This is a genomic window from Acinetobacter harbinensis (genome assembly GCF_000816495.1).
In the GTDB taxonomy this organism is placed as follows: Bacteria; Pseudomonadota; Gammaproteobacteria; order Pseudomonadales; family Moraxellaceae; genus Acinetobacter; species Acinetobacter harbinensis.
The window spans coordinates 1,949,523-1,973,752 of sequence record NZ_JXBK01000001.1; the positions used below are offsets into that span (position 1 = coordinate 1,949,523).

General features: G+C 40.8%; 21 protein-coding genes, 3 tRNA genes and 1 pseudogene. 9 read left to right on the forward strand and 16 right to left on the reverse strand.

Features of this window, described 5'->3' with window-relative positions:
• Positions 1-26 precede the first annotated feature (26 nt).
• Both thiE and SE27_RS09120 read right to left on the reverse strand, forming a co-directional pair.
• The gene (thiE, locus tag SE27_RS09115) at positions 27-647 is read right to left on the reverse strand and encodes a thiamine phosphate synthase (protein WP_039622758.1); all 621 of its coding nucleotides are present in this window, start codon (positions 645-647) and stop codon (positions 27-29) included.
• 325 nt (positions 648-972) lie between these two features.
• The gene (locus tag SE27_RS09120; RefSeq protein WP_039622760.1) at positions 973-1,359 is read right to left on the reverse strand and encodes a DUF962 domain-containing protein; all 387 of its coding nucleotides are present in this window, start codon (positions 1,357-1,359) and stop codon (positions 973-975) included.
• A gap of 259 nt (positions 1,360-1,618) precedes the next feature.
• Here SE27_RS09120 and SE27_RS09125 point away from each other — a divergent pair, with 259 nt between their 5' ends.
• Positions 1,619-3,079: a CYTH domain-containing protein gene (locus SE27_RS09125; RefSeq protein ID WP_039623922.1), complete on the forward strand. Its 1,461-nt coding sequence runs from the start codon at positions 1,619-1,621 to the stop codon at positions 3,077-3,079.
• Positions 3,080-3,243: 164 nt separating this feature from the next.
• Positions 3,244-4,704, forward strand: a complete 1,461-nt coding sequence (locus tag SE27_RS09130; RefSeq protein WP_039622761.1) for a CYTH and CHAD domain-containing protein — start codon at positions 3,244-3,246, stop codon at positions 4,702-4,704.
• A gap of 37 nt (positions 4,705-4,741) precedes the next feature.
• On the opposite strand, the gene SE27_RS09135 is transcribed toward SE27_RS09130, so the two are convergent.
• Entirely contained in the window at positions 4,742-5,374 is a 633-nt protein-coding gene (locus SE27_RS09135) for a hypothetical protein (protein ID WP_039622763.1), read from the reverse strand.
• Between the two features lie 108 nt (positions 5,375-5,482).
• Between SE27_RS09135 and SE27_RS09140 the strand changes: the two genes are divergently transcribed.
• Together SE27_RS09140 and SE27_RS09145 are read left to right on the forward strand one after the other, a co-directional pair.
• Entirely contained in the window at positions 5,483-5,878 is a 396-nt protein-coding gene (locus tag SE27_RS09140; protein WP_039622765.1) for a DUF3144 domain-containing protein, read from the forward strand.
• 131 nt (positions 5,879-6,009) lie between these two features.
• Positions 6,010-7,074: an amidohydrolase family protein gene (locus SE27_RS09145; RefSeq protein ID WP_039622767.1), complete on the forward strand. Its 1,065-nt coding sequence runs from the start codon at positions 6,010-6,012 to the stop codon at positions 7,072-7,074.
• A gap of 143 nt (positions 7,075-7,217) precedes the next feature.
• Here the strand turns inward: SE27_RS09145 and SE27_RS09150 are convergent, their stop codons facing one another.
• The 3 genes from SE27_RS09150 to SE27_RS09160 form a co-directional block, all read right to left on the reverse strand.
• The gene (locus SE27_RS09150) at positions 7,218-9,983 is read right to left on the reverse strand and encodes a M16 family metallopeptidase (protein WP_039622770.1); all 2,766 of its coding nucleotides are present in this window, start codon (positions 9,981-9,983) and stop codon (positions 7,218-7,220) included.
• Positions 9,984-10,115: 132 nt separating this feature from the next.
• Entirely contained in the window at positions 10,116-10,940 is an 825-nt protein-coding gene (locus SE27_RS09155) for a PhzF family phenazine biosynthesis protein (protein WP_039623924.1), read from the reverse strand.
• A 153-nt stretch (positions 10,941-11,093) separates the two neighbouring features.
• Entirely contained in the window at positions 11,094-12,482 is a 1,389-nt protein-coding gene (locus SE27_RS09160; RefSeq protein ID WP_039622772.1) for an L-cystine transporter, read from the reverse strand.
• Positions 12,483-12,787: 305 nt separating this feature from the next.
• Here SE27_RS09160 and gloB point away from each other — a divergent pair, with 305 nt between their 5' ends.
• Together gloB and SE27_RS09170 are read left to right on the forward strand one after the other, a co-directional pair.
• Positions 12,788-13,519 (forward strand): hydroxyacylglutathione hydrolase, encoded by a 732-nt coding sequence (gene gloB / locus SE27_RS09165; protein WP_039622774.1) that lies wholly within the window; start codon positions 12,788-12,790, stop codon positions 13,517-13,519.
• A 598-nt stretch (positions 13,520-14,117) separates the two neighbouring features.
• Entirely contained in the window at positions 14,118-14,321 is a 204-nt protein-coding gene (locus SE27_RS09170) for a hypothetical protein (RefSeq protein WP_039622776.1), read from the forward strand.
• Between the two features lie 145 nt (positions 14,322-14,466).
• On the opposite strand, the gene SE27_RS09175 is transcribed toward SE27_RS09170, so the two are convergent.
• From SE27_RS09175 to SE27_RS09195, 5 genes are all read right to left on the reverse strand, one after another.
• A tRNA-Leu gene (locus SE27_RS09175) sits at positions 14,467-14,551 on the reverse strand.
• 37 nt (positions 14,552-14,588) lie between these two features.
• A tRNA-Trp gene (locus SE27_RS09180) sits at positions 14,589-14,662 on the reverse strand.
• A 36-nt stretch (positions 14,663-14,698) separates the two neighbouring features.
• Positions 14,699-14,783: transfer RNA gene (locus SE27_RS09185), tRNA-Leu, on the reverse strand.
• Positions 14,784-14,890: 107 nt separating this feature from the next.
• Positions 14,891-15,736 carry a serine/threonine protein kinase gene (locus SE27_RS09190; protein WP_081406892.1) on the reverse strand — a complete coding sequence of 282 codons (846 nt, stop codon included), beginning with the start codon at positions 15,734-15,736 and terminating at the stop codon, positions 14,891-14,893.
• Positions 15,696-17,207 (reverse strand): DUF3336 domain-containing protein, encoded by a 1,512-nt coding sequence (locus SE27_RS09195; RefSeq protein ID WP_039623926.1) that lies wholly within the window; start codon positions 17,205-17,207, stop codon positions 15,696-15,698. The genes SE27_RS09190 and SE27_RS09195 overlap by 41 nt, the downstream gene beginning before the upstream one ends.
• A 186-nt stretch (positions 17,208-17,393) precedes the next feature.
• Between SE27_RS09195 and SE27_RS09200 the strand changes: the two genes are divergently transcribed.
• Entirely contained in the window at positions 17,394-18,266 is an 873-nt protein-coding gene (locus tag SE27_RS09200) for an ATP-binding protein (RefSeq protein ID WP_039622778.1), read from the forward strand.
• 94 nt (positions 18,267-18,360) lie between these two features.
• Here SE27_RS09200 and SE27_RS09205 read toward each other — a convergent pair whose 3' ends face one another.
• Complete coding sequence (locus tag SE27_RS09205) at positions 18,361-19,716, reverse strand: esterase-like activity of phytase family protein (RefSeq protein ID WP_052251722.1); 1,356 nt, start codon at positions 19,714-19,716, stop codon at positions 18,361-18,363.
• Positions 19,717-19,915: 199 nt separating this feature from the next.
• Entirely contained in the window at positions 19,916-20,932 is a 1,017-nt protein-coding gene (gene tsaD, locus SE27_RS09210) for a tRNA (adenosine(37)-N6)-threonylcarbamoyltransferase complex transferase subunit TsaD (RefSeq protein ID WP_039622780.1), read from the reverse strand.
• 146 nt (positions 20,933-21,078) lie between these two features.
• Between tsaD and rpsU the strand changes: the two genes are divergently transcribed.
• Together rpsU and SE27_RS09220 are read left to right on the forward strand one after the other, a co-directional pair.
• Positions 21,079-21,294 (forward strand): 30S ribosomal protein S21, encoded by a 216-nt coding sequence (gene rpsU / locus SE27_RS09215; RefSeq protein ID WP_001136722.1) that lies wholly within the window; start codon positions 21,079-21,081, stop codon positions 21,292-21,294.
• A 38-nt stretch (positions 21,295-21,332) separates the two neighbouring features.
• A complete protein-coding gene (locus SE27_RS09220) occupies positions 21,333-21,779 on the forward strand; it encodes a GatB/YqeY domain-containing protein (protein ID WP_039622783.1) in 447 nt (148 codons plus the stop codon).
• A 75-nt stretch (positions 21,780-21,854) separates the two neighbouring features.
• On the opposite strand, the gene SE27_RS09225 is transcribed toward SE27_RS09220, so the two are convergent.
• From SE27_RS09225 to SE27_RS09235, 3 genes and pseudogenes are all read right to left on the reverse strand, one after another.
• Positions 21,855-22,217, reverse strand: a complete 363-nt coding sequence (locus SE27_RS09225; RefSeq protein WP_039623930.1) for a hypothetical protein — start codon at positions 22,215-22,217, stop codon at positions 21,855-21,857.
• A gap of 80 nt (positions 22,218-22,297) precedes the next feature.
• A pseudogene (locus tag SE27_RS09230) lies at positions 22,298-22,665 on the reverse strand (GFA family protein).
• A 45-nt stretch (positions 22,666-22,710) separates the two neighbouring features.
• Positions 22,711-24,120, reverse strand: a complete 1,410-nt coding sequence (locus SE27_RS09235; protein ID WP_052251723.1) for a M48 family metalloprotease — start codon at positions 24,118-24,120, stop codon at positions 22,711-22,713.
• Positions 24,121-24,230 lie beyond the last annotated feature (110 nt).

The following is a 24,230-nucleotide window of genomic DNA, read 5'->3' on the forward strand; positions in this document are numbered from 1 at the left end:
TAAAAATTAAATCAATCAAAAATATTTTATGCTGTCGCTTGAAAAAGTGCAGACCATTCATCTAAGCGTTTAGGGATGGCATACATAGGCAGTCCCAATATATCACTAATCACTGCGCAATAATCTGCACCAGATTCAATCACTACTTTTGAATTTTCAACGGTTAAACCGCCAATCGCACAGAGTGGCACGTTCAGTTTTTCTTGGGCAAGTTTCAAGGTTTCTAAGCCAATGTTTCCTGCTTCAGGTTTGCTGTCGGTGGCATAAATTGCACCAAAGGCCACATAATTTGCACCGTCACGAACCGCCTGTGCAGCCAGTTCAAGTGAGTTATTACAGCTGCGACCAATCAACACACCTTGAGGCAAACGCGCAACAGCTTCAACGATTGAACCATCATCTTGACCCAAATGTACCCCTACACCGTATTTAACCGCCATTTCAAGATCGTCATTAATCACAAAAGGTACACCGTATTCAGCACACATGGCTTTCATATACTCAATTTCATAAAGCTGGTCTGCTTTGGCGACTTGTTTACGACGGTATTGCAAGACGGCAATGCCACCGTTCGCCATTGCCCCTTCTAACTTCGCCAATAAAACCTCTGTCGGATCATCATTGGTAATGAGATATAAACCACGCATAAAAAAACTGCCAAAATTTAAACTTGTTCTATTATAGGCCGAACATCTAACAGATTCAGTCTATTTAAAGAACAATAGCGCGCTTACCTCAACTTAACCGTCAACAGGCGCATAAAAAAAGCCTAGAGAAGGTCTCTCTAGGCTTGGAAAACTTTAAAATTGGATAATTACTCAATCAAGCCAAAACTTAATCCAGTAAACAATGATTCTATTAATAGAATATTCACTCTATTAATGCAAGTCTTTGCACAATAAATTTTACTCTTTTTTACCTGACAGTAAATTCTTTCAGCGTAATACGCTGAAAAGGCCATCAATATCGGCTTTATTCAGTCGATATTTTATCTAAATCATGATTTATTAGGCTTAAGTTGCCACGCACCACATCGGAGAACATGCGCCAATCTGAAATAAAACTATACAGCGGTTGTTTAAAACTGGCCGGTTTATTTTTCTCAAAAACAAAGTGTCCAATCCATGCACATGCATAGCCTGACAGTAAGCCATACAGCAGATATTTAGGTTTTTTTTGCCATAGGGCTTTGCTAAAGCAATACAGTCCGACACTACTTCCAAATACATGCAAACGGCGACTGATTAAATGGTGATGTTCAGTTAAATAGAAGCGGTAAAACGCATGATAATTTTGAATAGGCAGCTGCGGTTTTAAGGCTAAATTATGGGCTGTTTTTAGGGTTATCGGGGCATTCATGTGCGTGGCTCATATTATTTTCATTTAACTTAGCGCATATTTCATCCAAATAGAAGTCTAATTTTGCCTTGTACACCAAGTAACGCGCGCACAATCCTTTCGTCAAGTCTTACATGCAAAAGCATTTCCGCTACAATCGCCTATTGAATATTAAAAACACCCTGCCAGTGCGCTAAAGACGAAATTCTATCACCAAGTCGCACGGCAAAATGAGGCATTTCAATGTTGCAGTGTACTCAAAAAATTAGGATGAAAGATGATGGTCGAAGTTGAGTTAAAATTTCAGATTCCTGAAGCACGACGTAATGCGTTACTCAAAGCATTAGATGCTAAAAAATCGCAAATCATCCCACTTAAAGCAAAATATTATGATACGCAAGACGGTCTACTTTCGCAGCACGGCGTGGCTTTACGACAACGTCTTGAAGGTACGCGTTGGGTTCAAACCTTAAAAGCTGCCGGCAAAAGCCATGTACATCGCTTTGAACATAATTATGATTTAGGCGAACTTGAAGATGCACCGGAACTGGATTTAATCATTTACACAGAGCATGCTGAAGCAGAGCAGATTTTAAAGCACGCCTTAGGCGACTCACACGCCGAACTGAAACTACAATTTGAGACGGATATTCAACGTACTTTTCGCGTGATGCACTTTGAAGACACAGAGATTGAAGTCAGTTTAGATGTCGGTGAAGTACGCACTGCAACTGCCCAGCATGCCATGCATGAAGTCGAATTTGAACTTAAAAGCGGTTCGGTACACTCTCTTTTGGCTTTTAGTTTTGAATGGGTGAAAAAATATCAATTGTGGTTAGATGTGCGTAGTAAGGCTGAAATAGGTCATCTGCTGGCGCGTCAGCAAACTGTCAGTCCTGCAAGCATGTGCAAAGAATTTACTTTAAGCAAGAAAGATGCGGCCAATAAAAACTTACGTCTACTGATTGCGCAACAACTGCAACATTTATTGCCTAATATTGCGGCTATTTCTGCACAGGTCGCAGAAAAAGAACACATTCAACAAGCACAACTGGCGTTGGAGCATCTACATTTAACGCTATTGTTGTTTAAAGACTGGAACGCTGCGATTGCAGATAAATGGGCCATGCAAATTGGCGCCTTTAAACAGCAGTTTGAGCATTTGCAGCACTTAGAGCATATGCAAAATACTTTGGGTAAATTTTTACAAAATCCCAATACCGCAGCGAATCTCAGTAGAGACATCTTATATGCCAAAGAAAAGTTATCTCACTTGGTTCGCTCTACGCAAAACGTGCATCATTATTTAGAATTATTGATGTTTAGTTTAGCGCAAGACGATGCCGCTCAAACACATGACCTAAAGTGGTTTGCCCAAAATACATTGCAAAATCAGTATAAAAAACTGCAAGACAGCTTAGTGGCAGCAGAGATTACTGACTTTGAAAGTTTAGATAAATTAGCCAGTAACATTCATGAATTAAAATTTAGCTTTGCTATTTTAACCTCCATTTATGATGTGAAAAATTTGCAAAAATACAGTAAGGCTTTAAATGATGCACAACTTGCGGCCAGTGAGTATCAAATCCTTGCATCTTCGGCCAACTATATTCAGCAAACTGAACTTGAAGCCAGTGACTGGTTTGTATTGGGTTGGCTGACGGCCAAGCAAGAAGTCTATGCACAAAGTTTACGAGAAGCGACTGAACAATTTTTAGTGAGCCGAAAATTCATTAAATAATAGAGACTATTGTAAGCATAAAGCGTATTGCCTGACATTGACGACTGCACAAAATGATCGCGGCTCTACGCTTTATGCTTACAAGCCAACACTGCCCTTTTTTAAGCGCTCGTTTACAATCAAACTCATAATAACAGCGGCGTAAAAGTTGCAGGAGTTTAAGCATGAACGAAATAGAATTAAAATTTCAGATTCCCCTTACTGAGCAAAAAAGACTGTATCAATGGTTTTTGTCTAAAAATGCCCGCTCTGTTGCTTTGTATGCAAAATACTATGACACGCCCGAGCGACATTTAGCCCAACAGCACATATGCTTGCGCCAACGTTTGCAGGGTAAAACGTGGATTCAAACCTTAAAGGCTCCAAGTCAGCATCAACTAAAACGTTTTGAATTAGAAATTAATTTGGGTGAGCTAGATAATCCGGCATTAGATTTAAACATTTATCACGCGCATCCCAAAGCCCAAAAAATACTTAAACACAGCCTAGCCAAGCAAGCCAAAAACTTGACGGTACACTTTGAAACTGAAGTGAATCGCTTGGTGCATTTGGTTCAGTATAAACAAGCAGAAATTGAGATAAGTTTAGATCGCGGTGAGATTCGGCAAGATCTGCGCAGCCTAGCCATTTATGAAATTGAATTTGAGCTAAAACAAGGTTCTGTACACCAACTGATTGAATTTATTCAGCCGTGGATCAAAGAATATCAATTGTGGCTCGATGTTCGAAGTAAAGCACAGCGCGGAGATGCGTTGGCACAGGATTTAGACGTATCCGCCGTGCAATTTGCCATGCCACTGTATTTAAAGCAGCAAGATTCAAGCGCTACGGCTTTTAAAAAAATGCTGAATAATGCGCTACAACATCTACTGCCCAATGCTACAGCGCTGGCGGCCAAGCAGTATAATAGCGAGCATATTCATCAGACCCGTGTTGCCATTCGACGCTTAACAACGATCTTGCGCACTTTTACTGAGGAGGCAAAGGCTGTAGATGCCAACTGGCAAGCTCAGCTAAAGACCCTGTTTCGTCAGCTGAGTTCAACTCGTGATCGTGATGCTTTAACTGAAAGTCTATTGCCAAAACTGCTTGCGGCAGGTGCGCCTTATGTTGAGTTCCCCCAAATTGCTGAACCACAGGCGGTGGTAATTGAAGATATTTTTCGCACTGTAGACACGGTGAATCTTATGTTGGCTTTATTGCAATTCGTGCATCAGCCGGCTGAAAAATCCAAAAAACCAATATTTAAAAAACAACTCAGCAAAAAATTACAGACATTACATCGGCAAATTTGTACCGATGCCGCGCACTTTTTAGAATTAGATGATGCATCACGACATCGCACACGTAAACGAGTCAAACGCTTACGTTATGTGGTGGAATTGCTGGCTGCGCTTTATACAGCAAAACAGGTCAAACAGTATTTAAAAGCCTTAAAAGTCGTACAAGAAAATTTGGGAGAATATAACGACTTAATCGTGGCTGAAACGCTGTTTCAAAGTATTGTGCAACGTAAACAGAAAGTTTGGTTTATCTTAGGTTGGATTGCCAATGAGAAAACCTATGTTTTGCAACAGGCACAGCTACATTTAGCCAAGTTGTCTAAAACCAAGACGTTTTGGTAATGAACCGTTTAGCAGGCATTTACAGTTGACTCATGTATTAGCGATATTTACCAAAAATTTTCCACGTCTCATTGTCCGCTAAAGGGTCGCTATAACTGTCATTACGCTGTTTGCGCGGTTTGTCTCGTGCATCAACCAATTCAAAATGTGGTTCAGTGCTCAATACAATTCCATTGACATAAAATCGCGTTCGTGTGTATTCACTTTGCCCATGCTGAAACACATAGGTACGCAAATCGACAAACTCCCGATGAGCCACCAATACCGCTGTGTCATCACTTTCCAGCCAAGCATGCATTGCTTGAATTTCTGCTGCTGTGTATTGCCCACATTTTTCCACTAGACTGCCTACACCGCGAAAGGTTTTAGACTCTTTGGCACGGGTTTTATTAATACGAATCCGATCGACATGAAAATAAAATAACGGCAAATTTAGATGGCTCGGCAAATGAATCGCATCTAACACTTCATCTTGCATAAAGGGCTGAAATAAATCCTGCGCCCTTTCAATCAAACCACTCCATTGCCGATAATAGTCGTCCACCTCTATTTTCGAGGCATAGTAAATGGGTAATCCTTCGACATTGGCTAAATTTTCCGGTGGCCAAATGGTTTGCCTTAATAAGGCAATGTCACTTTTTAAACGCTGTACCGCAATTGCATCTTGCATTTAATGCTCTCTTACATACTTAGGCTATTTTTAGATTAAGCCAAAGGTTTAGTTTCTGCAAGCCTTTGCCTATAATATGCCATTAGATCGTTTTTGTAGGAAAAGTTCATGGTTCAAAAGATTGAAGCAACAGATGTAACCGAAGAAGAAGCGTTAAATGCTGCTTTTTTTGAACGTGCAGATGAATTTATTAAACAAGCCAATGATTTTTGTCGCGTTGAAAAAGGTTCGCCAGTTAAACCCACGGAAATACGTGGCCAAGTCAGCGCGGCAATGCTGTTTGGTACGGCGCGTTTTAACACGTGGGTAGCCGCCAATAACTTTAAAGATGGCAATGAGATGCGGGATGCCAAAGATCAAGTGATGTCGTATATGATGCAGCAATTCCAAATGATGCTTGAAGACAACTATGATGAATACTGCGAACAGTTTGAAAACTATTTGCGCTTTCGTCATAACGAAGAATTCCATGCCAATAAACACAATCACGATCACAAGCATTAAGTCGTAATAATCGAGTAAAAAGCCTGTCAGGGCTTTTTTTAGCTCTGCTATTTTTTGGATAAGTGGTCATTTAAAGACCTGACACTTTGCAGTATGGTAAAGAATAGACACTTGCGGATTGAAGGATAGAGATGCAATCACTCGACTTTGCCATTATTGATGCACACATCCACCAATGGGATCCTTATCACACGCCACATGCAGCCGCTTTGGCCGTGAAATTATTCGGGAAACATCCTTATCTGCTGGATAAACTCATTCGCTGGGTCAAATCGGATGATTTGATTGAAACCATCGGCCTAACTCAGCACATTAGTGCGCCGTATTTACCTGAAAATTATCTACATGATATTGGCCATTATGCAGTTGAACAAGTGGTACACGTAGAAGCCAGTTGGCATAAAAATAAAGGCAAAGGTGTGATTGGAGAAACCACGTTTATTGAGTCGCTGCCCTTTAATTCAACTACGGTAAAACTGGGCGCAATTGTGGCAACGGCCGATCCACGTGATAAAAATTTCAAGAAAATATTGCAGTTACACCAACAAGCCTCAGCGCGCTTTAAAGGCATTCGCAAAATGGCAGCAGTGCATGATGATAAAGCCATTCATGCTTGGACAGATGAACCACATTTATATCGCAATAAACAGTTTTTAAAAGGTTTTGAAGCTTTGGCGCAATCCAAGCTCAGTTTTGATGCTTGGGTTTATTCCACGCAATTAAATGATGTGATGGCCTTGGCACAACAGTTTCCAGAAACGCCTATTGTACTGGATCACTTTGGTACGCCTGCGGGACTTTTTGCGCCTGTGGGTAAGCTGACTGGACTGACTCAAATTGCGCGTGACAACATTTTAATGCGTTGGCAAGAAGATATGGCGGAATTGGCGCTCTATCCCAATGTGTATACCAAAATGTCAGGTTTATTTATGCCGGTGTTGGGGCACCAATTTCACAAACAAGGTCGCCTTGCCAGTCGACAAGAAGTGTATGATTTAGCCTCGCCCTTGATCAACCATGCACTTAACTGCTTTGGTGCGCAGCGTGTCATGTTTGCCTCTAATTTCCCGATGGATCGGGTCAGTAGCTCATTGGTGAATATCATTGATGCATTTAGTGATGCTGTGGTCGCGCATGACCCGAATGCTTTAGAGCAAGTCTTTCATCACACGGCGAAACAGTTTTATGCCCTTTGAGAAAGCTTTATCTAAAAAGAATATGCATGCTCTTAAACAACTCAATCATCTTTTTCAGTCAGTTTAATTGAAGACCCTTAAAAAATGAGCAGTCAAAGGGAGGCATTCGCCTCCCTATGGTTTAGTGCCTATAAATATTGATGTTACTTTGCTGCTGTACCGTATTGATCTGCCATCACTTCTACCAATTGATCTAGCTTGATGTATTTTTTAATCACCTGATCTACATCGGCTTTAGTGAGTTTTGCCAGCGCTTGATCACGTTTTTCGCGGAACAATAAGTTACGCTTACGCTCTAATTGCGGTAACAGCATCAGATGAATATTGCGCTCATCTTCTAAAGCGGTCACTCGCTTTTTCAGTATATTGGCTTTAGCCGCTTCTAGTTCTTGTTCGGTCACACCTTTACTGAGTAAGTCAGTTAACACTTGATGTACGCCTTGGGAAACTTGTGCTGACTTACCGGCGGTATAATTGGCCTCAATGGTTAAAGCACCAGAGTTAATCCAGTCATCTAAGTCTAGATCACTGCCAAAGCCATAGACCAAAGCATTCTTTTCACGCAACTGCTGCGCCAAACGTGAAGACAACTGCGAGTCACCTAAAATATAACTAAAGACCATTAATGCAGTGGCATCAACGTGATCTGCTCCCACAGGAAAGGTCAAAATAGCCTGATAATTCCCAAATTCACGCTGTTCAGATAACGCATGAACTTTTTGTGCAGCATAGGCTTGGTAATCGGAACTCAGGCGCTGATACGGCATTTTGGCTGTCCAAGCACCAAATTCTTTTTGCAGTAATGCCAGCATGGGTTTGGCTTGATAATCGCCGGTAACCGCAATTTGTGCATGCTGACTGATAAAAAACTGTTGATATAAGCTTTTCACTTGTGCAACGGTGGCTGCTTGCAGTTGTTTCTTGGCCAACTCAGGTTCAAAGTGATAGCGTAAATCGCCCGGTTGGTAGGTTTCAAGTAAGCGAGTCAAGGTCAGTGCCGCGACAGTTTCTGGTTCAGTATAAGGGCGATCCAACATCGATAAACTTTGTGATTTAATTAAATCGAACTGAGACTGTTCAAATTTAGGATGATTCAAGACCGCTAAGATAAACTTAAAATAATCGGCAAATTGATCCTTTTTTGCCACCACTTGAATATTAATACTGTTACCCGATACGCTCGCCACTGCACCACCGCCCACTTCAATGGATTTGTCAGCAATCTCTTGCAGGCTATGTTGCTCTGAACCACGCAACAGCAAATATGCCATCAAGTCTAAAACCTCTCCTTGATTAAATAAGGATTTTTCTGTGCCAAAATCAATTGAAATGGTGGCATAGGTTTTATCATCACGCGTTGACGTCGGATATAACGCATAGGCAATCCCATTTTTTAAACTGCCACGCTGAATTTTTTGTTCGGTATTGACCAAATATTGTTTAGAGCTTTTCACATATTCAGCCACTTCCTGCTGATACACTCGCGTATCTTTGAGCGGTTCTTCAGCAACTGCCGTTTGATCTAAGCTTTTAGGCGTCTCGCCAGACAGCTTTTGCTCTAAAGCTTTTTTCTGATCCTCAGGTGTTGGTCGAATATCGCCAGAGACACGATGTGCCGGAATTAAAAACTCGGTCAAAGTCTGATTAACTTCATTCAGCTTTAATTTTTGAATGCTGTCCAAATCAGTAAAATACTGCGCCCAATTTCCCTGATAAGACACATAATAATCACTTAAGCGCCCACCCAGTGCGGCCGCATTATTGGCAATATTATCTGCTTGGTTCTGTATTAAATTTTTGACCCGTTTTAATTCCACCTCATTAAATGGCTTGCCCTGCTCTACAGCAGAAATCAGGGCCGTTTCTACCTTTTTAGCATCATGATTGGGTGCATACATTGCTCCCATAAAGACCAAATTAAAGTCTCGATCTAGCCAAGTACTCGACTGTACCGCTGTGCTTAAAGCGGTTTCCACCATACTTTGATATAAATGCCCACTCGGTTGCATGGTGTATAAATACGGCACCAGAACCAATGCCGGTTTAATTTTTTCATTTTTACCATTTAGATAGATATTAAATTTGGCTAAATCACTGCCCTTTTGGACCAAAAAATTACGTTGTTTAATTTTTGAAGCATCTAATAGCGCAACTTTCGCCTGCGCCGGAATAGATCGCGCTTGAATTGGACTAAAATTTTGATCAATTTGCTTCAGCACTTGAGCCTTATCAAATTTACCGGAAATAATCATCACCGCATTGTTTGGTGCATACCACTTTCGATAAAACTCATTTAGTTCAGGCATTTTAATTGACTGTAATTCTTTTAAATCGCCAATCGGCAAACGCCCTAATGATTGATTACCATAGGCCGATTTCCAGACCTGATCAATCATCACTGCAAATGGCTGATCCATGCGGATTTCACGCTCACGCTCGACAATGGAGATTTCCGAGGGCACAAATTTATTTTGTAGCACCAACTTATCCATGCGCTCTGCTTCTAAATGAATCACTTCATTAATGGCCGACTGCTCAGGACGAATAATATTGGTGTATTTGGTCGAGTAATAATCGGTGCTGGCATTGGTCATTAAGGTGTATTGATCCAGACGGCGCTGAAATTCATCTCCCTGAATATTTTCTGTGCCTTTAAAAGCCAAATGTTCAAGTAAGTGCGCCAATCCTCCTTTACCTTGCGGATCATTTAACGATCCGGTCAGATAAACGGTATTCATAAACACCTTACTTTCTTTGTCATTTTGCGCCAAAATCACGCGAAAGCCATTGTCTAACTTATATTCTTCAATCTTCTGTTGAGATTTTACCAAAACCGCTTGTGACCAAGCGCTGCTACTTAAACCGATAAACAATAAAGACAGGGTCAGTTTTTTAACCTGTATAAGCATAATTATTCCAATCTATTCGGTTATATTAATGTTGATTCGGATTACATCTTAGAAAATGATTTTACTTTTGAGTAGTGTTGTTTTGAAAAAACAGCCGCTTATTTCAGCGGCTTTGTCGTAGATTTATATTCTTTAATCTAAGTATAATTCTGCTTGCATATACAATTTTGCATAACCTGAAATTTCAATACGTTCGTCATCCAGAATCTTACAGTACAGTTTTCCACCTCGTGCGGAGGCTTGATAAGCTAAAATATCTTGCCGGTTTAATTTTTCTGCCCAAAGCGGCGCAATAGCCGTATGAATTGAACCGGTCACCGGATCTTCATCAATACCATTGGCTGGGGCAAAATAACGCGATACACAATCATAATGCAGATCTGGCGCAGTAATCACCACATCTAGCGGATTAACCTGTGCAGTAATGGCCGTTCGAATTTTTCCCAATTGTTTAAGTAATTCTAAATTTGGCACCTCATCTAGCACATCTTGTACATGGTGATATTCCACAATGTAGGCTTGGCTGTTTAAATAAACATTTTTAAATGGTTTGCTTAGCGCTTTAGTTAAAATTTCCGGATAATCTTCAACTTTCTTGGCACGGCGCACAGGAAAGTTCATTTTTATTTTGCCGTCTGCCTGTTGGCTGACCACAAAAATACCTAAATTTTTCACATGAAATTGAATGGTTGATGCTGTGGTAAAGTCCTTAAACAAGACAAAACTACTGGCCAAGGTGGCATGACCACAAAAATCCACCTCGGTGGTTGGGGTAAACCAACGAATCTCATAATTTTCTGCATCAATGATTTTGACAAAGGCTGTTTCCGAAAGATTATTTTCTAAAGCCAAGTTTTTCATTAAGCCGTCATCTAACCATGATGGCCCGACAATCACTGCCGCAGGATTACCTTTAAATAACGCATTTGTAAACGCATCGACCTGATACATTTTAATTTTCATTTCGCTTCCTCTTTAAGGGACAAAACAGCCGACTCTCGTTAAACCACCGCGTTATGAGGCATTTAAGATTCGGCATAAACAGGGTCTTGATCATGCAAGGCTGTTTATACCTTTGCTGTCATTTACAATGAAGCCTTCTCTCAATCTTTAGACTTCTTTTAAATCCACCGCATCATTGTCAAAAATGGCTTTATCGGTTTGACCCAACAGTTGACTGGTCACCATACCGGCGGTCATTGAACCATCTACATTTAGCGCTGTACGCCCCATGTCAATTAATGGCTCAATCGAGATCAGTAATGCCACTAAGGTTACCGGTAAGCCCAACATCGGCAAAACAATCAGTGCAGCAAAGGTCGCACCACCGCCAACGCCAGCAACACCCACAGAACTCAAGGTAACCACACAGACCAAGGTTAGCATCCAAATCGGATCAAACGGATTAATCCCAACCGTAGGAGCAACCATGACCGCAAGCATAGCCGGATATAAACCGGCACAGCCATTTTGCCCAATGGTGGTTCCAAAGGAAGCTGAAAAACTGGCAATTGACTCCGGCACCCCTAAACGTCTGGTTTGCGCCTCAATATTTAACGGAATACTGGCCGCACTGGAACGACTGGTAAAAGCAAAGCTCAGTACAGGCCAAACCTTCTTAAAAAACTGCACAGGATTGACGCCACTGATGGATAAAATAAGCGCGTGCACCATAAACATAATGGCCAAACCGACATAGGAGGCCAACAAAAAGCCGCCTAAATTCAAAATATCCGCCAGCTTAGAATTGGCCACCACTTTGGCCATAAGAGCGAAAACCCCATACGGAGTAAAAGTCATAATCAGCCGTACCAGCTTCATCACCCATACTTGTAAAATGTGTATAGCCGCGACGACTTTTTGACCTTTCTCTGGATCGGTTTTAATCAGATTTAAACCGGCAATACCCAACAGTACGGAAAAAATAACCACGCTGATGATTGAGGTCGGATGCGCACCGGTAAGCTCTGCAAATGGATTACTGGGAATAAAGGATAAAAATAAATCGGGTACGTTCAACTCTGAGACTTTACCGGCATAATCGCCTTGAATCGTATTCAGACGCTCAGTTTCTGCCGTGCCTTGTACCAAACCTAAGGCGCTTAAGCCAAATAAGCGTGTTACTAGAATTCCGACACACGCTGCAATTGCGGTGGTAAACAACAAAATTCCGATACTAAAAAAACTGATTTTTCCCAAGGACCCTGCATCATGCAAACGGATAACCGCACTGAGGATCGAGACAAAAACCAATGGCATCACCACCATTTGTAAAAGTTTAACGTAACCATTGCCCACCAAGTTAAACCATTGAATGGTATCTTTTAATACGGGAGAATTTTCACCATAAATAAAATGTAAAACCAAACCAAACGCCACCCCTAAACATAAACCCACCAAAACTTTTTTGGCTAAGCTCCAGTCTGTTTTTCGCGTACGGGTTAATAAAAGTAATAGCACAAAAAATGCGATGACATTTAATATCAAAGGCATATTCATAGTTCTTCCCAGAGGATAAGCTGACTGCATTATAAAGCAAAAGCAAAGCCTGCTTTTAAACTCTTCACATCACTGCACATGCTATTGGGCCAATCAGTCAAAAAACCAGCACTAAGCGCCAAATCCTCATTCCGTCACAGCTTAAAAACCGTTAAATAAAACTTTAATATTTAAGCTTGGAAGCGCTCTGATCTCGCTAAATACAAGCTAAAAATCGGCTAAAAAAAGTTTTTATGCCCGATGACTAGAAAAAAAGCTGCTTTAACGATAGCTTATCCTGATCTGTATGATTGATGGCATAGCTTATGAAATTTAAAATCCATATGATTGATGTTAAAAATCAATTACAAAACTATATTTGGTTGTTAGAGCATACAGCCAGTGGCGAAGTGGTGGTGATTGATCCAACCGAAGCCTCTTTAGTTGAGCATTACTGCACAGAACATCAGTTAAAAATCAGTCAAATTTGGCTTACCCATTGGCATAAAGATCATACCGGCGGCGTACCGACACTTTTACTCAATCGTAATATTGCCGTGTATGGCCCACGCGAAGAACTCAGCAAAGTGCCCTTTATCAGTCATCCTCTGCAAGATAAAGCCCATATTACTTTTCACGATTTACAGGTTGATATTATTGCTGTCCCGGGTCACACCTTGGGTCATATTGTGTATTTTATTGATGCACTAGATGTCTTGTTCTGCGGCGACACCCTTTTTGCGATGGGCTGCGGTCGTGTGTTTGAGGGAACGTATGAGCAAATGTATCATTCACTGAATCGTTTAGCAGCACTTCCTGCACGCACCCAAGTTTACTGTACCCACGAATATACCTTGGCCAATGCTCAATTTGCACTGCATGTTGAAGCAGATAATCTGGCGCTTCAACAGCGCTATGAAGACGTCAAAGCACAGCGTATGCTCGGCCAATCGACCCTACCCAGCACAATTGCGCTGGAATTAGAAACCAATCCGTTTTTAAGAGTCGAAAGCGTTGCAGAATTTCAACGTTTAAGACAATTAAAAGATAATTTTTAATTTGACCGAACATTTCTAATGTAAGTAACCCCTCTCTATAGATCGTCGCATTCTCTATACAGCTGTATATTGGCACCTGAATTTACCGATGCTAAAAGTAGATACGACGATCCTCATTCAAGATTTTAAAGCCCAGTTTATACGCGCTTATGTAGGCAGTTACACCTTAAAATCTGCATTTTTTATATCTTTAATCTGCCAAAGATAGCCTGTCCAATCGCTTTATGCAGCTGTATTGGCAGGGTAAAAACATGAAATCAGGAAAAGCTGATGAAAATTGAGCAACAGCCGATCAAAAATTGTATATAAATATTTCTAATAACCCTTACGCAACAATCGCTCCATCTTTCAAATATTATCAATAAAAATTAAAATATATAATTCAATACTCTAGAGTAGATTAGCCACAACCAATGTCATTAGTATGCTGGTTATTTTTAAAGATTTTTGCAGCATTTTAACGGCGATTTTGCCGTTTTACAGTCTAAAAAATATGCATTAAAATTACTTTTAGATCAAAATACAAAACTCCCCCTTTAAAAAATACAGCATATCCCTATTATTAATTTAGTATCCAATATGAACAAGGAGTCCTGTCGTGAAGAAAGTTGTTAAGGCAAAAAATTTAATTGCATTTCGTATTTGGTTAGAAAATATAGGCTATTCGGTGAAATCGCTTACGGATAATCGTGGTTTTACGTTTAGTTTTAAAAAGCAATACGGTCTGGTGACTTGCGACTTAGCCGGTAATTCACTGGCCATGCAACTGGGAGAAGAGTTTGAGGATCACTTAAAAGCTTAAATCCTGTTTTAATATTTTGTATCTCTATAAAAATAATTTACTCAATTTTTAATTATAATTAAGCCCATGATTGGGCTTATTTTTTTAGCATTGCTTTATTTTAGGCAATAAAAAAGCAAGGTTTAAATACCTTGCTTCAATATGATGGTGGGGACGGAGAGACTCGAACTCTCACACCTTGCGGCGCTGGAACCTAAATCCAGTGCGTCTACCAATTTCGCCACGTCCCCATCAGGATACCAACTTAACGCTGGATTTTTAAAAACTTGGCAGAGGATCAAGGACTCGAACCTTGACGAACGGTTTTGGAGACCGTCATGCTACCATTACACCAATCCTCTATTTCCTTAACAATCACACTTACGTTGATCATTAAGTGGTGGGGGCGGAGAGACTCGAACTCTCACACCTCGCGGCGCTGGAACCTAAATCCAGTGCGTCTACCAATTCCGCCACGCCCCCAATGGCTGTGTATATTATAGAGATCGATTCCTGATGACAAGACCTTTTTCTAAAAAATCGCTCTGTTTGTTTAAATAAAAAACAAAAACACATTTTTTGTCTTTTTCTTAAACATTTTCAGTTATTAAGCACTCTTTTACACGCTGCATATCGATAAAGCGATGTTCTTTTTGCTTGGCCAACATTCCCGTTAATAGCGTTTCGAACTGCAAAAGATGCGGTGGCAGCTGAATCTGTAAATACTGACAATGCAAATATGCCCAATCTTGATAGTTTTTTGCAGCTAAACGCTGCCCTGTCAACCATTCATACACAATTATGCCTAAAGCATAGATATCCGTTTGTACGGTTTTTTCTGCGCCCTGAAAAAGCTCGGGGGCCATATAGCGTGGAGTGGCAGTTAAACCTTGCTGTACTGGCGTTAAATTTAGACGCTGCGCCTGCTCAAAATCAATCAGGCAGGTCTGCTGTTGGTACTGGACAAAATGCTGTTTTTTTAAATCGCCATGAATCCAACCGCGTTGATGCAATTGTTGCACAGCTTCAATCATATCCATGAGCGTGGTTTTTATTTGCCAAACGGACAGCGCCGTACAATGTGTTATGCGCGGTGCAGCATCACTGAGAATTAAGGTGGTCTGCCCTGCGGGTATATATGGATGTACGGCCTCAGCACAGCGTATGATTTGACTGGGCAATAAAATACAAGGCCAATGAGATTGCGTCATGCCCTGCCGATAAAAATCCAGTTCGTTTAAAAAGCCCACAACATAATGTGGATGAGCACTCAGATCTTGGGTTTTTAACCAGTACTGCTGCTGTTGATATTGAAAACGATACAATGCACGCCCAAAGGTTAAACTTTTCGGCGGTGTAGATAAAGTCAGAGCAAGTTGAGCCAAATCGTCAATATTAAACTGCAATAAATTCCGCTCTTTTTTGCGCTGGATCATCTTGATAACTTAACAATTCTAAACAATGCTGAATGGTTTTACCCACGCGCGCATGGGTTTCAATCGAGGATATTTTCGGCCATGTCGCCCGCTCACCTTCACGCTGCAACAATTGAAACAAATAAGGCCGCGGATTTTGCAACATATAGCTATAGTGGCGCAGACTGTAATTCCCGACAATATTGAGGTCGCCATAATAGCCTTGGTTAAACACCCCATAACTATGATCTAGCAAACGTCTGACTGGTGGAATCTTGCCCACACGGCCACGAGTAAAATCAACAATGCCCTTACTAATCACCTTACTTTGGCGACGAATAATTCGTTCTGGCCAACTGAGCATATCCTGACGATAGCGCTCTGCATCCGTTTGCATAAATGGCACAATATGCGGATTCACTTGACTGGCAATGGTGTAATTTAAATTATATAAGCGCGCCATTTTCTCTTGTGGGAAATCACTGCGTACACTGCCATCCACCCAGCGTGCATCTGCCATATAGGGAGTTAACTGCCCATCATGGCGTTTACTGGTCAGCTTCACCGGCGGAAATAAGATTGGTACTGCACAAGAGGCGAGAACTGCACTCCACACCAATAAATCAGGTGATGTATAGGCATTCATGATTCGGGCTTGTTGCGAGCTATCATAGGGTGCAACTGCGACATTAATATGCAGCCCCGACTCTTTAAAGGCTTCAGCAAAAGTGATATTGCCTAAATTTTCAATCAAGAAGTTTTTTAAGTACTTCACATCAGCAAGACCACCATTGTTCTTTAAAATCTCGCTAATTTTACGAAAATGAAAGGCTTCACTAAAAAAGTTTTCACCATGTAACAGCCCTGAAATTTCTGACGGTTTTGAGGTGCCCAGCATCGCGGTCATAATCGCACCTGCACTGGAACCGGATAACACTTTTGGCATTAAATCCTGTTCCAATAAAGCCTTACATACTCCGGTATGGAATAAGCCTAATGTTGCTCCACCGGAAAACATCAGTGCTGGTTGTCCATAGGCTTTTTTACAATGCTGAAAGAAATCAATTTTCTCGGTCAGCGATAAACATTGACAGGCAGCCGAAGCCACAAAGGCCAAACTTTCGCTGACCTCCTCGACATAATCTTCAATAATCTTTTTGGTGCCGACATAGGTTGCGGTAAACAACATCGGATGGGCAATATTGGCGATATCGTAGGTTAAACCTTCACGCAATAAATACATCAAATCATGCGTGCGTTTTTGAAAGCGATAGCGTTTTAACAGACTTAAACGATGGGCAATAATCTCGGCATCAAAATACGGTGAGCAATTGTCATATTTCCATTCTTGCGCACCGGATTCCTCATCTATTTTTAAGGCCAGCATTTTCCATTCCTCATAGGATTCGGACTTTTCCAGCTGACTTTTTAATTTTTTTATACGATAGGCTTGATGCGGATTAATATCTTGTGTTAAATCTTTAAATAGCATATCCATCCCCAATATTTTCATTCTTCTTACCTACCTATCATAGGGTATCAAGCCTTGTAATGACAGCAGCTCCAGTGATTATTCAGTACTGGACATGCCAACCCAATTGGTAAATGATGCCTATTTGATATACAGTTCTCAAGTAAAATCATCCTTTTTTCTCTTCTATTTATAAGCTGAATTTGTATGGCCACTCTTGATTTACCTGACAGTATTTTACAAACGCTCGAAAATGTATTGCAACAACTGCAACAAAATTTGCCTGAACTTAGACAACCCACTGATTTTTCGGCATCCGCTTATAAATGGCAAAACCAACAATTAAAAGCCATTCAACAACCCAAGAAAATCTATCTAGACGATTTAAAAGGCATTGGGCGACAAAAAGAAAAGGTGATTCAAAACACCTTACAATTTTTAAAAGGCTTACCTGCCAATGATGTCCTATTGACCGGTTCACGCGGTACCGGCAAGTCCTCTATTGTGCGGGCATTGCTGAATGAATATGAATCGCAGGGATTACGTTTAATTGAAATTGAACGTGATGATTTGTCGGATCTGCCGCTGATTCAAAGCTTGCTTGAACAACGCCCAGAGAAATTTATCGTCTATTGTGATGATTTGGCCTTTAATGCTGAAGATGAAAACTATCGCAGTCTAAAAAGTATTTTAGATGGCTCACTACAGTCCGGTTCCAGTAATTTTATTATCTACGCCACCAGTAACCGTCGTCATCTATTGCCTGAATTTATGCATGAAAATACGCCCATTAAACGTATTGATGTGCCGCAATACACAGAGTTACATCCACAAGAAGCCATTGAAGAGAAAATCTCACTGTCGGATCGTTTTGGTTTATGGTTGTCTTTTTATCCGATGGATCAAAATTTATATTTAGAGATTGTAGAGCACTATTTGGCCAAAGAAAACCTAGCACTTAGCGCTGAGGTTCGCGCAGAAGCCTTAAGATGGTCGCAAAGTCGTGGTCAACGCTCTGGACGTGCAGCCTATCAATTCTCTAAACACTGGATTGGTTCAGAAGGCTTAAAAAAATTATAAGCACAGATTAAATGACGATATATCAATCAAAAATTGAATGTTTGATGTAAAAATAAAGAGCAGCGGGTTTAATCAACAGCTGCTCTTTATTCAGTTATTCAGCACTTGGAGTTAAATCTAAACCATCCATAATATATAAAGTATTGCTATCAATCATGCTTTGATCCACATCTAAATATTTTTGCTCTAACACCCCATCAGTTTCAGAAAACCCATAATCATCATCATTAATCACCGCTAAATGCTGCTCATCAATCACCCACAGCCCTTCGACTTTATCATGCGGATAGTCCAAGCGTTCAACCAAATCCACCAGCAAAGTTTTACTGACAGGCAAAATGCCATGCGCAGCCAAACCGCTCCATCCGGCTGTTAACACATACTGCTCTACTGTTTGCCCATCGATCATTAAACCCAGATTTACATCTTGTTGCATCGCGCTTGACGGCTGAACTTGCTCCAAGTCTGTAGCGGCATTTAAATTAATTTTATACACCCGCTTAAAAGCCTTCGGATTATCCTTATAAAAGTCATCGTCGCGTTCTGCCACTAAAAAATCAGTTGAATTTAATGCGGTAATTGCAGTATTAGAATGTTGTTTTGAATCTGCTTCTTGCTGATAGAGATATTGCGAAATGGCTTTGGTCTGCAAATCAATCAGTATAATTCGCACCAAATCGGAGCCTGCAACCGATGCATCTGGATTACTCATACTCGATTGCATAATGCCAACTAATTTTTTCTGATCAGGGGTAATAGTCAATCCTTCCATACCGCGATTTTGACGTCGATTGGCATATTCCGCGGGCAGTAAATAACCGGACTTTCTACGCATGTCTTGTGGATAGGCATTGATACGGTCTATTTCCACGCCATTTGCATCAAAATGCACAATATGTGGACCATATTCATCACTTACCCAAAAGCTGCCATCCTTTAATGCCACCAACCCTTCAGAGTCAAGGCCAAACTCATCGTTGCCTTGAGCCAAAACACAGCCCTGTTGATCGTAAGCAATTTCCTTACTGGCACCAAAATGCAGATTGGGTAATCCGCTAATTGTTTGACCTTGTGGATTTTTTAATAAAATTTCTTTAATTTTAGCAATTGTACCGTTTGCTTGTAGTTCAAATAAGCCAATTCTTGGGGTATAGGTTGGATCGAGAAATATTTTCCCATGATCGTGATTCACATTATAGGTGGTATTCGGCCCACGATCGGTTAAGGCATAGAATTGATTTTTAGCAGTTGGATGTGCAGATAATGCTGAACCAAAACCGCCATACCTAAATTCAATAAAATGACCCGACTTTGCAGCATCGGGAATGTTATGAATATCCAAGATGTCGTAACTCAGCGATACGCCTGTTGCAAATTTCTTGTACATCTGCACTTGCGCGTCATCACTTAAATGTTGCTCATCTTTGGAGGTGTTTTCGTCTTTATACATGATTTTTAATCCTTTATTTATTTTTAGTCATGAGCCATTACTATAAAAGGATTGAAGCACTTATCCTGCATTTTGTCATCACTGCGTTATCCATCCTATATAACTCAGCTACACAGCACTACAAAAGTCAAACTATAGAAAAAACAGCAATATTCAGCATAAAAAAAAGAGGCTTACGCCTCTAATTAAGATTTCGATTTTATATCGCTTCAGGATTGGTTAATTCCGTCATCGGCCAGCGCGGCGTAGTGGTGACCGATAAGCCATCACATTGTCCGGCCTTTAAACGCTGATAACCGGCAAAAGCAATCATCGCGCCATTATCGGTACATAGCGCAGGTTCTGCATAATAAACGTGTGCTTTTATTTTGGCTAAATCTGCTTCTAAGCGCTCACGTAAGCGCGTATTGGCACTAACACCGCCTGCAATCACCAGACGCTTTAAACCACTTTGTTTCAATGCTTTAACTGATTTTTTAACCAAGGTATCGACCAAGGCTTCTTGAAATGATGCGGCGATATCGGCTTCGCGGCCTTGTCCAGCCACTTTTTTTAATTGAATCGATACTGCTGTTTTTAAACCACTAAAGGAAAAATCTAAACCTTGATGCAACATCGGACGTGGAAAATCAAAGGCGGTGGCGCTGCCCTGTAACGCTAATTTTGCGATATTCGGACCACCCGGATACGCCAACCCAAGCATTTTGGCCACTTTATCAAATGCTTCACCAGCGGCATCATCAATCGACTCACCCAGCAGTTCATATTGTCCAATACCATGCGCGGCCATCAGTTGGGTATGTCCACCAGAGACCAATAAAGCGACAAACGGAAATTCCGGTGGGGTTGCCGATAACAATGGTGCCAACATATGACCTTCCATATGATGCACGCCAATCGCAGGTTTATTTAAAGCAAAAGCAAGGGTTCGACCAAATAATGCACCCGTCATTAAAGCGCCCATTAAGCCCGGACCACGCGTATATGCAATCGCATCAATGTCTGATTTTTTAAGTTGGCTTTCTTCAAGTAGCTGATTCATGAGTGGAATAAGTTTGCGCACATGATCACGCGATGCCAACTCTGGCACCACACCGCCATATTCGGCATGTAATTTAATTTGACTGTATAACACTTGAGCTCTTAACCCCAGTTCACTGTCATAAAGTGCCAAACCGGTTTCATCACATGAAGTTTCTAAGCCAAGAACGATCATTAAACTACCTTTTATTGATATCTAAATATTGCTAAAGCCATTATAGACTTGTGATATGAGATGTAAATGAGTAAAATACTGGCCTTCACTTGTGATCTGGCGCAATCGTGCGGCAGATCTTATCCATAACTTAATGAGGATTCTTCATGCCACAAGTTAAATTGAAAGAAGGCGAACCAGTAGACGTAGCTATCCGTCGTTTCAAACGTTCATGCGAAAAAGCAGGCGTTTTAGCTGACGTTCGTAAACGTGAATTCTATGAGAAACCAACTCAAGAACGTAAACGTAAAAAAGCTGCTGCAGTTAAACGCTACCAAAAGAAATTGGCGCGTGAATCTGTACGTACAACTCGCCTTTACTAAAATTAATTTGTGACTGATTGACTGCTTGGAATATATAGATGACGACTTTAAAAACCCAAATTACTGATGCATTAAAAACATCGATGCGTGCCAAAGATATGGCAACAGTAACGGTTCTGCGTGGTCTACAAGCAGCAATTAAACAAATTGAAATTGATGAACGTATTGAGCTTGATGAAAGTCGGGTTCTTACGGTCATTGAGAAGCAAATCAAACAACGTAAAGAATCGATTAAAGCCTACGAAGGCGCTAATCGACAAGACTTAGCTAGTAAAGAACAAGCTGAACTTGAGATTATTTCTCAATTTCTACCAGCCGCTATGACTGAGGAAGAACTTGATTCTATGATTGCGCAGACTATTTCTGCTCAACAAGCTACTAGCATTAAAGATATGGGTAAGGTGATGAATTCTCTACGTCCGATCATAGCCGGACGTGCCGATCCTGCACAGGTTTCAGCCAAAATTAAAGCGAAACTTGCATAAACCCCACCTCTTAAGTCATTATTTCTTCAACGTTGAACTGCCTTTATGCAAAGACAGTTCAAAAGTTAGTTGGATTTATTTAAAATCACACTGCAGATTATATTTCTTCAATACAAACATCTCTTTTGATGACATCACTTGATTAATCACATCTTGTTTGGTCATCTGTCTAAATTGACGATCTAACGACTCTCTGTTTTGATCAGCCGCCTGATACAATTGCTGAATATAAGTATCGACAATGGCACAAAATTTTGTCTGTTGCTCTGGCGTAAAGCTGCTTTGCCGCGCATCTAAACTACTAAAAAAATTGCGGGTATCTTGCTTATATTGAGTAGAGGTTTTTTCTACCGCTGCCACATATTGTTCTACACTTGCAAAAGCTGCATTCGATGTAAAACACCCCGCCATTAAAAGATAAAATAATATTTTTTTCATAGACCAATCAATACTGTGCATGGTTAAAGTCAAAATCCAAAGCAAGATTATCATAAAGTTAAGCATTTTAATGCCTGATTTTAATCAGCTATATGTAAAAAATAGGCTTTGTGTTGCACATAACTCTGCACTGTCGGTGCCGGTAATTGACCATGCGTTATCGTTCCTAAACGCAAACGTATAACAGCTGGCAAATCAACTCGATAAGAATAAATAGGACTAGCACAGACTTGACAAAAAACGCGGGCTTTATCGGGACTATGGAAATATTTTTTAGAGATTCAACCCCACTCACAATTTCAAATTTAGCGTAATCTAAAGGACTATTCCAAGCAAACAGGCTACCTTGTGCACTTTGACAATGCTGACAGTAACAAATGATCGTTCCTTCAATCTCTGCATGATAACGATAGCTCACCGAACCACATAAACATTGCCCTTCAACCATAACCTACATCCTTTTTTTATTATTCACTGTAAACATTATTTCAAATTAAATTCTGAGTTGGCGCTCTGCTTGCATCTCATTCAGGCGGATTTTAACTTGTGCAGACAACAGTGCATTATTTTTATCTTTGACTAAACGTTGTGCATGCAACAATGACTTAATCGCATTTTCTTCCCAGCCTGACCAATATTCTACCTCTGCCCGATAACGCAACACATTGATTGCTCTCAGCGGGGATTGCTGATCAATATTTGCCGCTTGCTGCATCAGACGCCATGCTTGAACATCACGTGGATTTTTACTGCTAAAGCGCTGAATCAGGGCAATTGCAGCACTGGCATTTTTCTGCCGGATAAAGACTTCTGCTAATTTAAAGGCTAAAGCCCGATTTTCTGGCATAACGCGTGCAGCGGACTGAATGCTATTATAGGCCGCTGTGGTTTGATTTTGCCCCAAATAAATATCAGTCTGAATGAGCATTAATAGATTATTAACGCGTTGTTGCGCTTTGGCCTGATCTAAAATTTGCTGCGCCAAAACATAATCGCCCTGTTTTAAATAAAAAGCCGACAAGGCTAATTCGCCAGCAAAATTCTTACGTTTGGCTAAAATTTGTAGTTGCTGCTCAGTCACTTGATTCGAAATGACCATGCTATACCATTTCAAAATTTCAAAGTCTTCATCAAGCAAATTTGATTGTACTTTGGGCAGTTGATTGGCTCTTAACCGTGCCTCACTCATACGCTCTGTGGTTAGCGGATGAGTAAACCAAAAATCAGGTAAAAAACTCACTCGACTGGTGGCACGGTGCATGACTTCAAAAAAATCTGCCATACTTTGTGGATTATAACCGGCAGCATACATATATTGCATACCAATACGGTCGGCCTCGCGCTCTTGATTGCGACTATAATTAAGCTGTTTATCCATCAGTGCTGCTTGCGAACCCAACAATACTGCGGTACCAACATCACCATCTGCCTGCGAAGCCACCAATGCGCCAACCAAAAGCCCCGCTAAAGTCAGTAAACCCTGCCCCTTAAACGCTTCTTGTGAACGACTATAATGACGCTGTGATACATGGGAGACTTCATGCGCCATAACGCCGGCGACTTCATCAATATTGCGTGCAGAGGTAATCAACCCCGTATTGATGGCGAATAATCCACCTGGCACCGCAAAAGCATTAATTTGAGCATCATTGATGATGACCAGACCAATCGGCTGTCCCAACTGAGTTTGACTGAGAATATTTGAAAATACCGTCAGCAATTGATCTTCTAACCAAGGATCTTGTAGCACCGGCATTTGCTTGTGTACTTCGCGAAATACTTTTTCACCAATGGCTTTTTCTTTTTGTTGATCAATAAAACCTACGCCACCACCAATCTCAGGCACATTAAATGCAGAAGACACATTGGCATAGAGGTGATTGGGGGCCGCCAACGTGCCCATAACAGCGAAACTACAGGTCAACCAAAACCGTTTCAATGTCTATTCCTAAACTACTTTTCTCAATTTGTTAAACTGTAGCATTGAAAATTGCAGAAATTTGCAATGAAGTG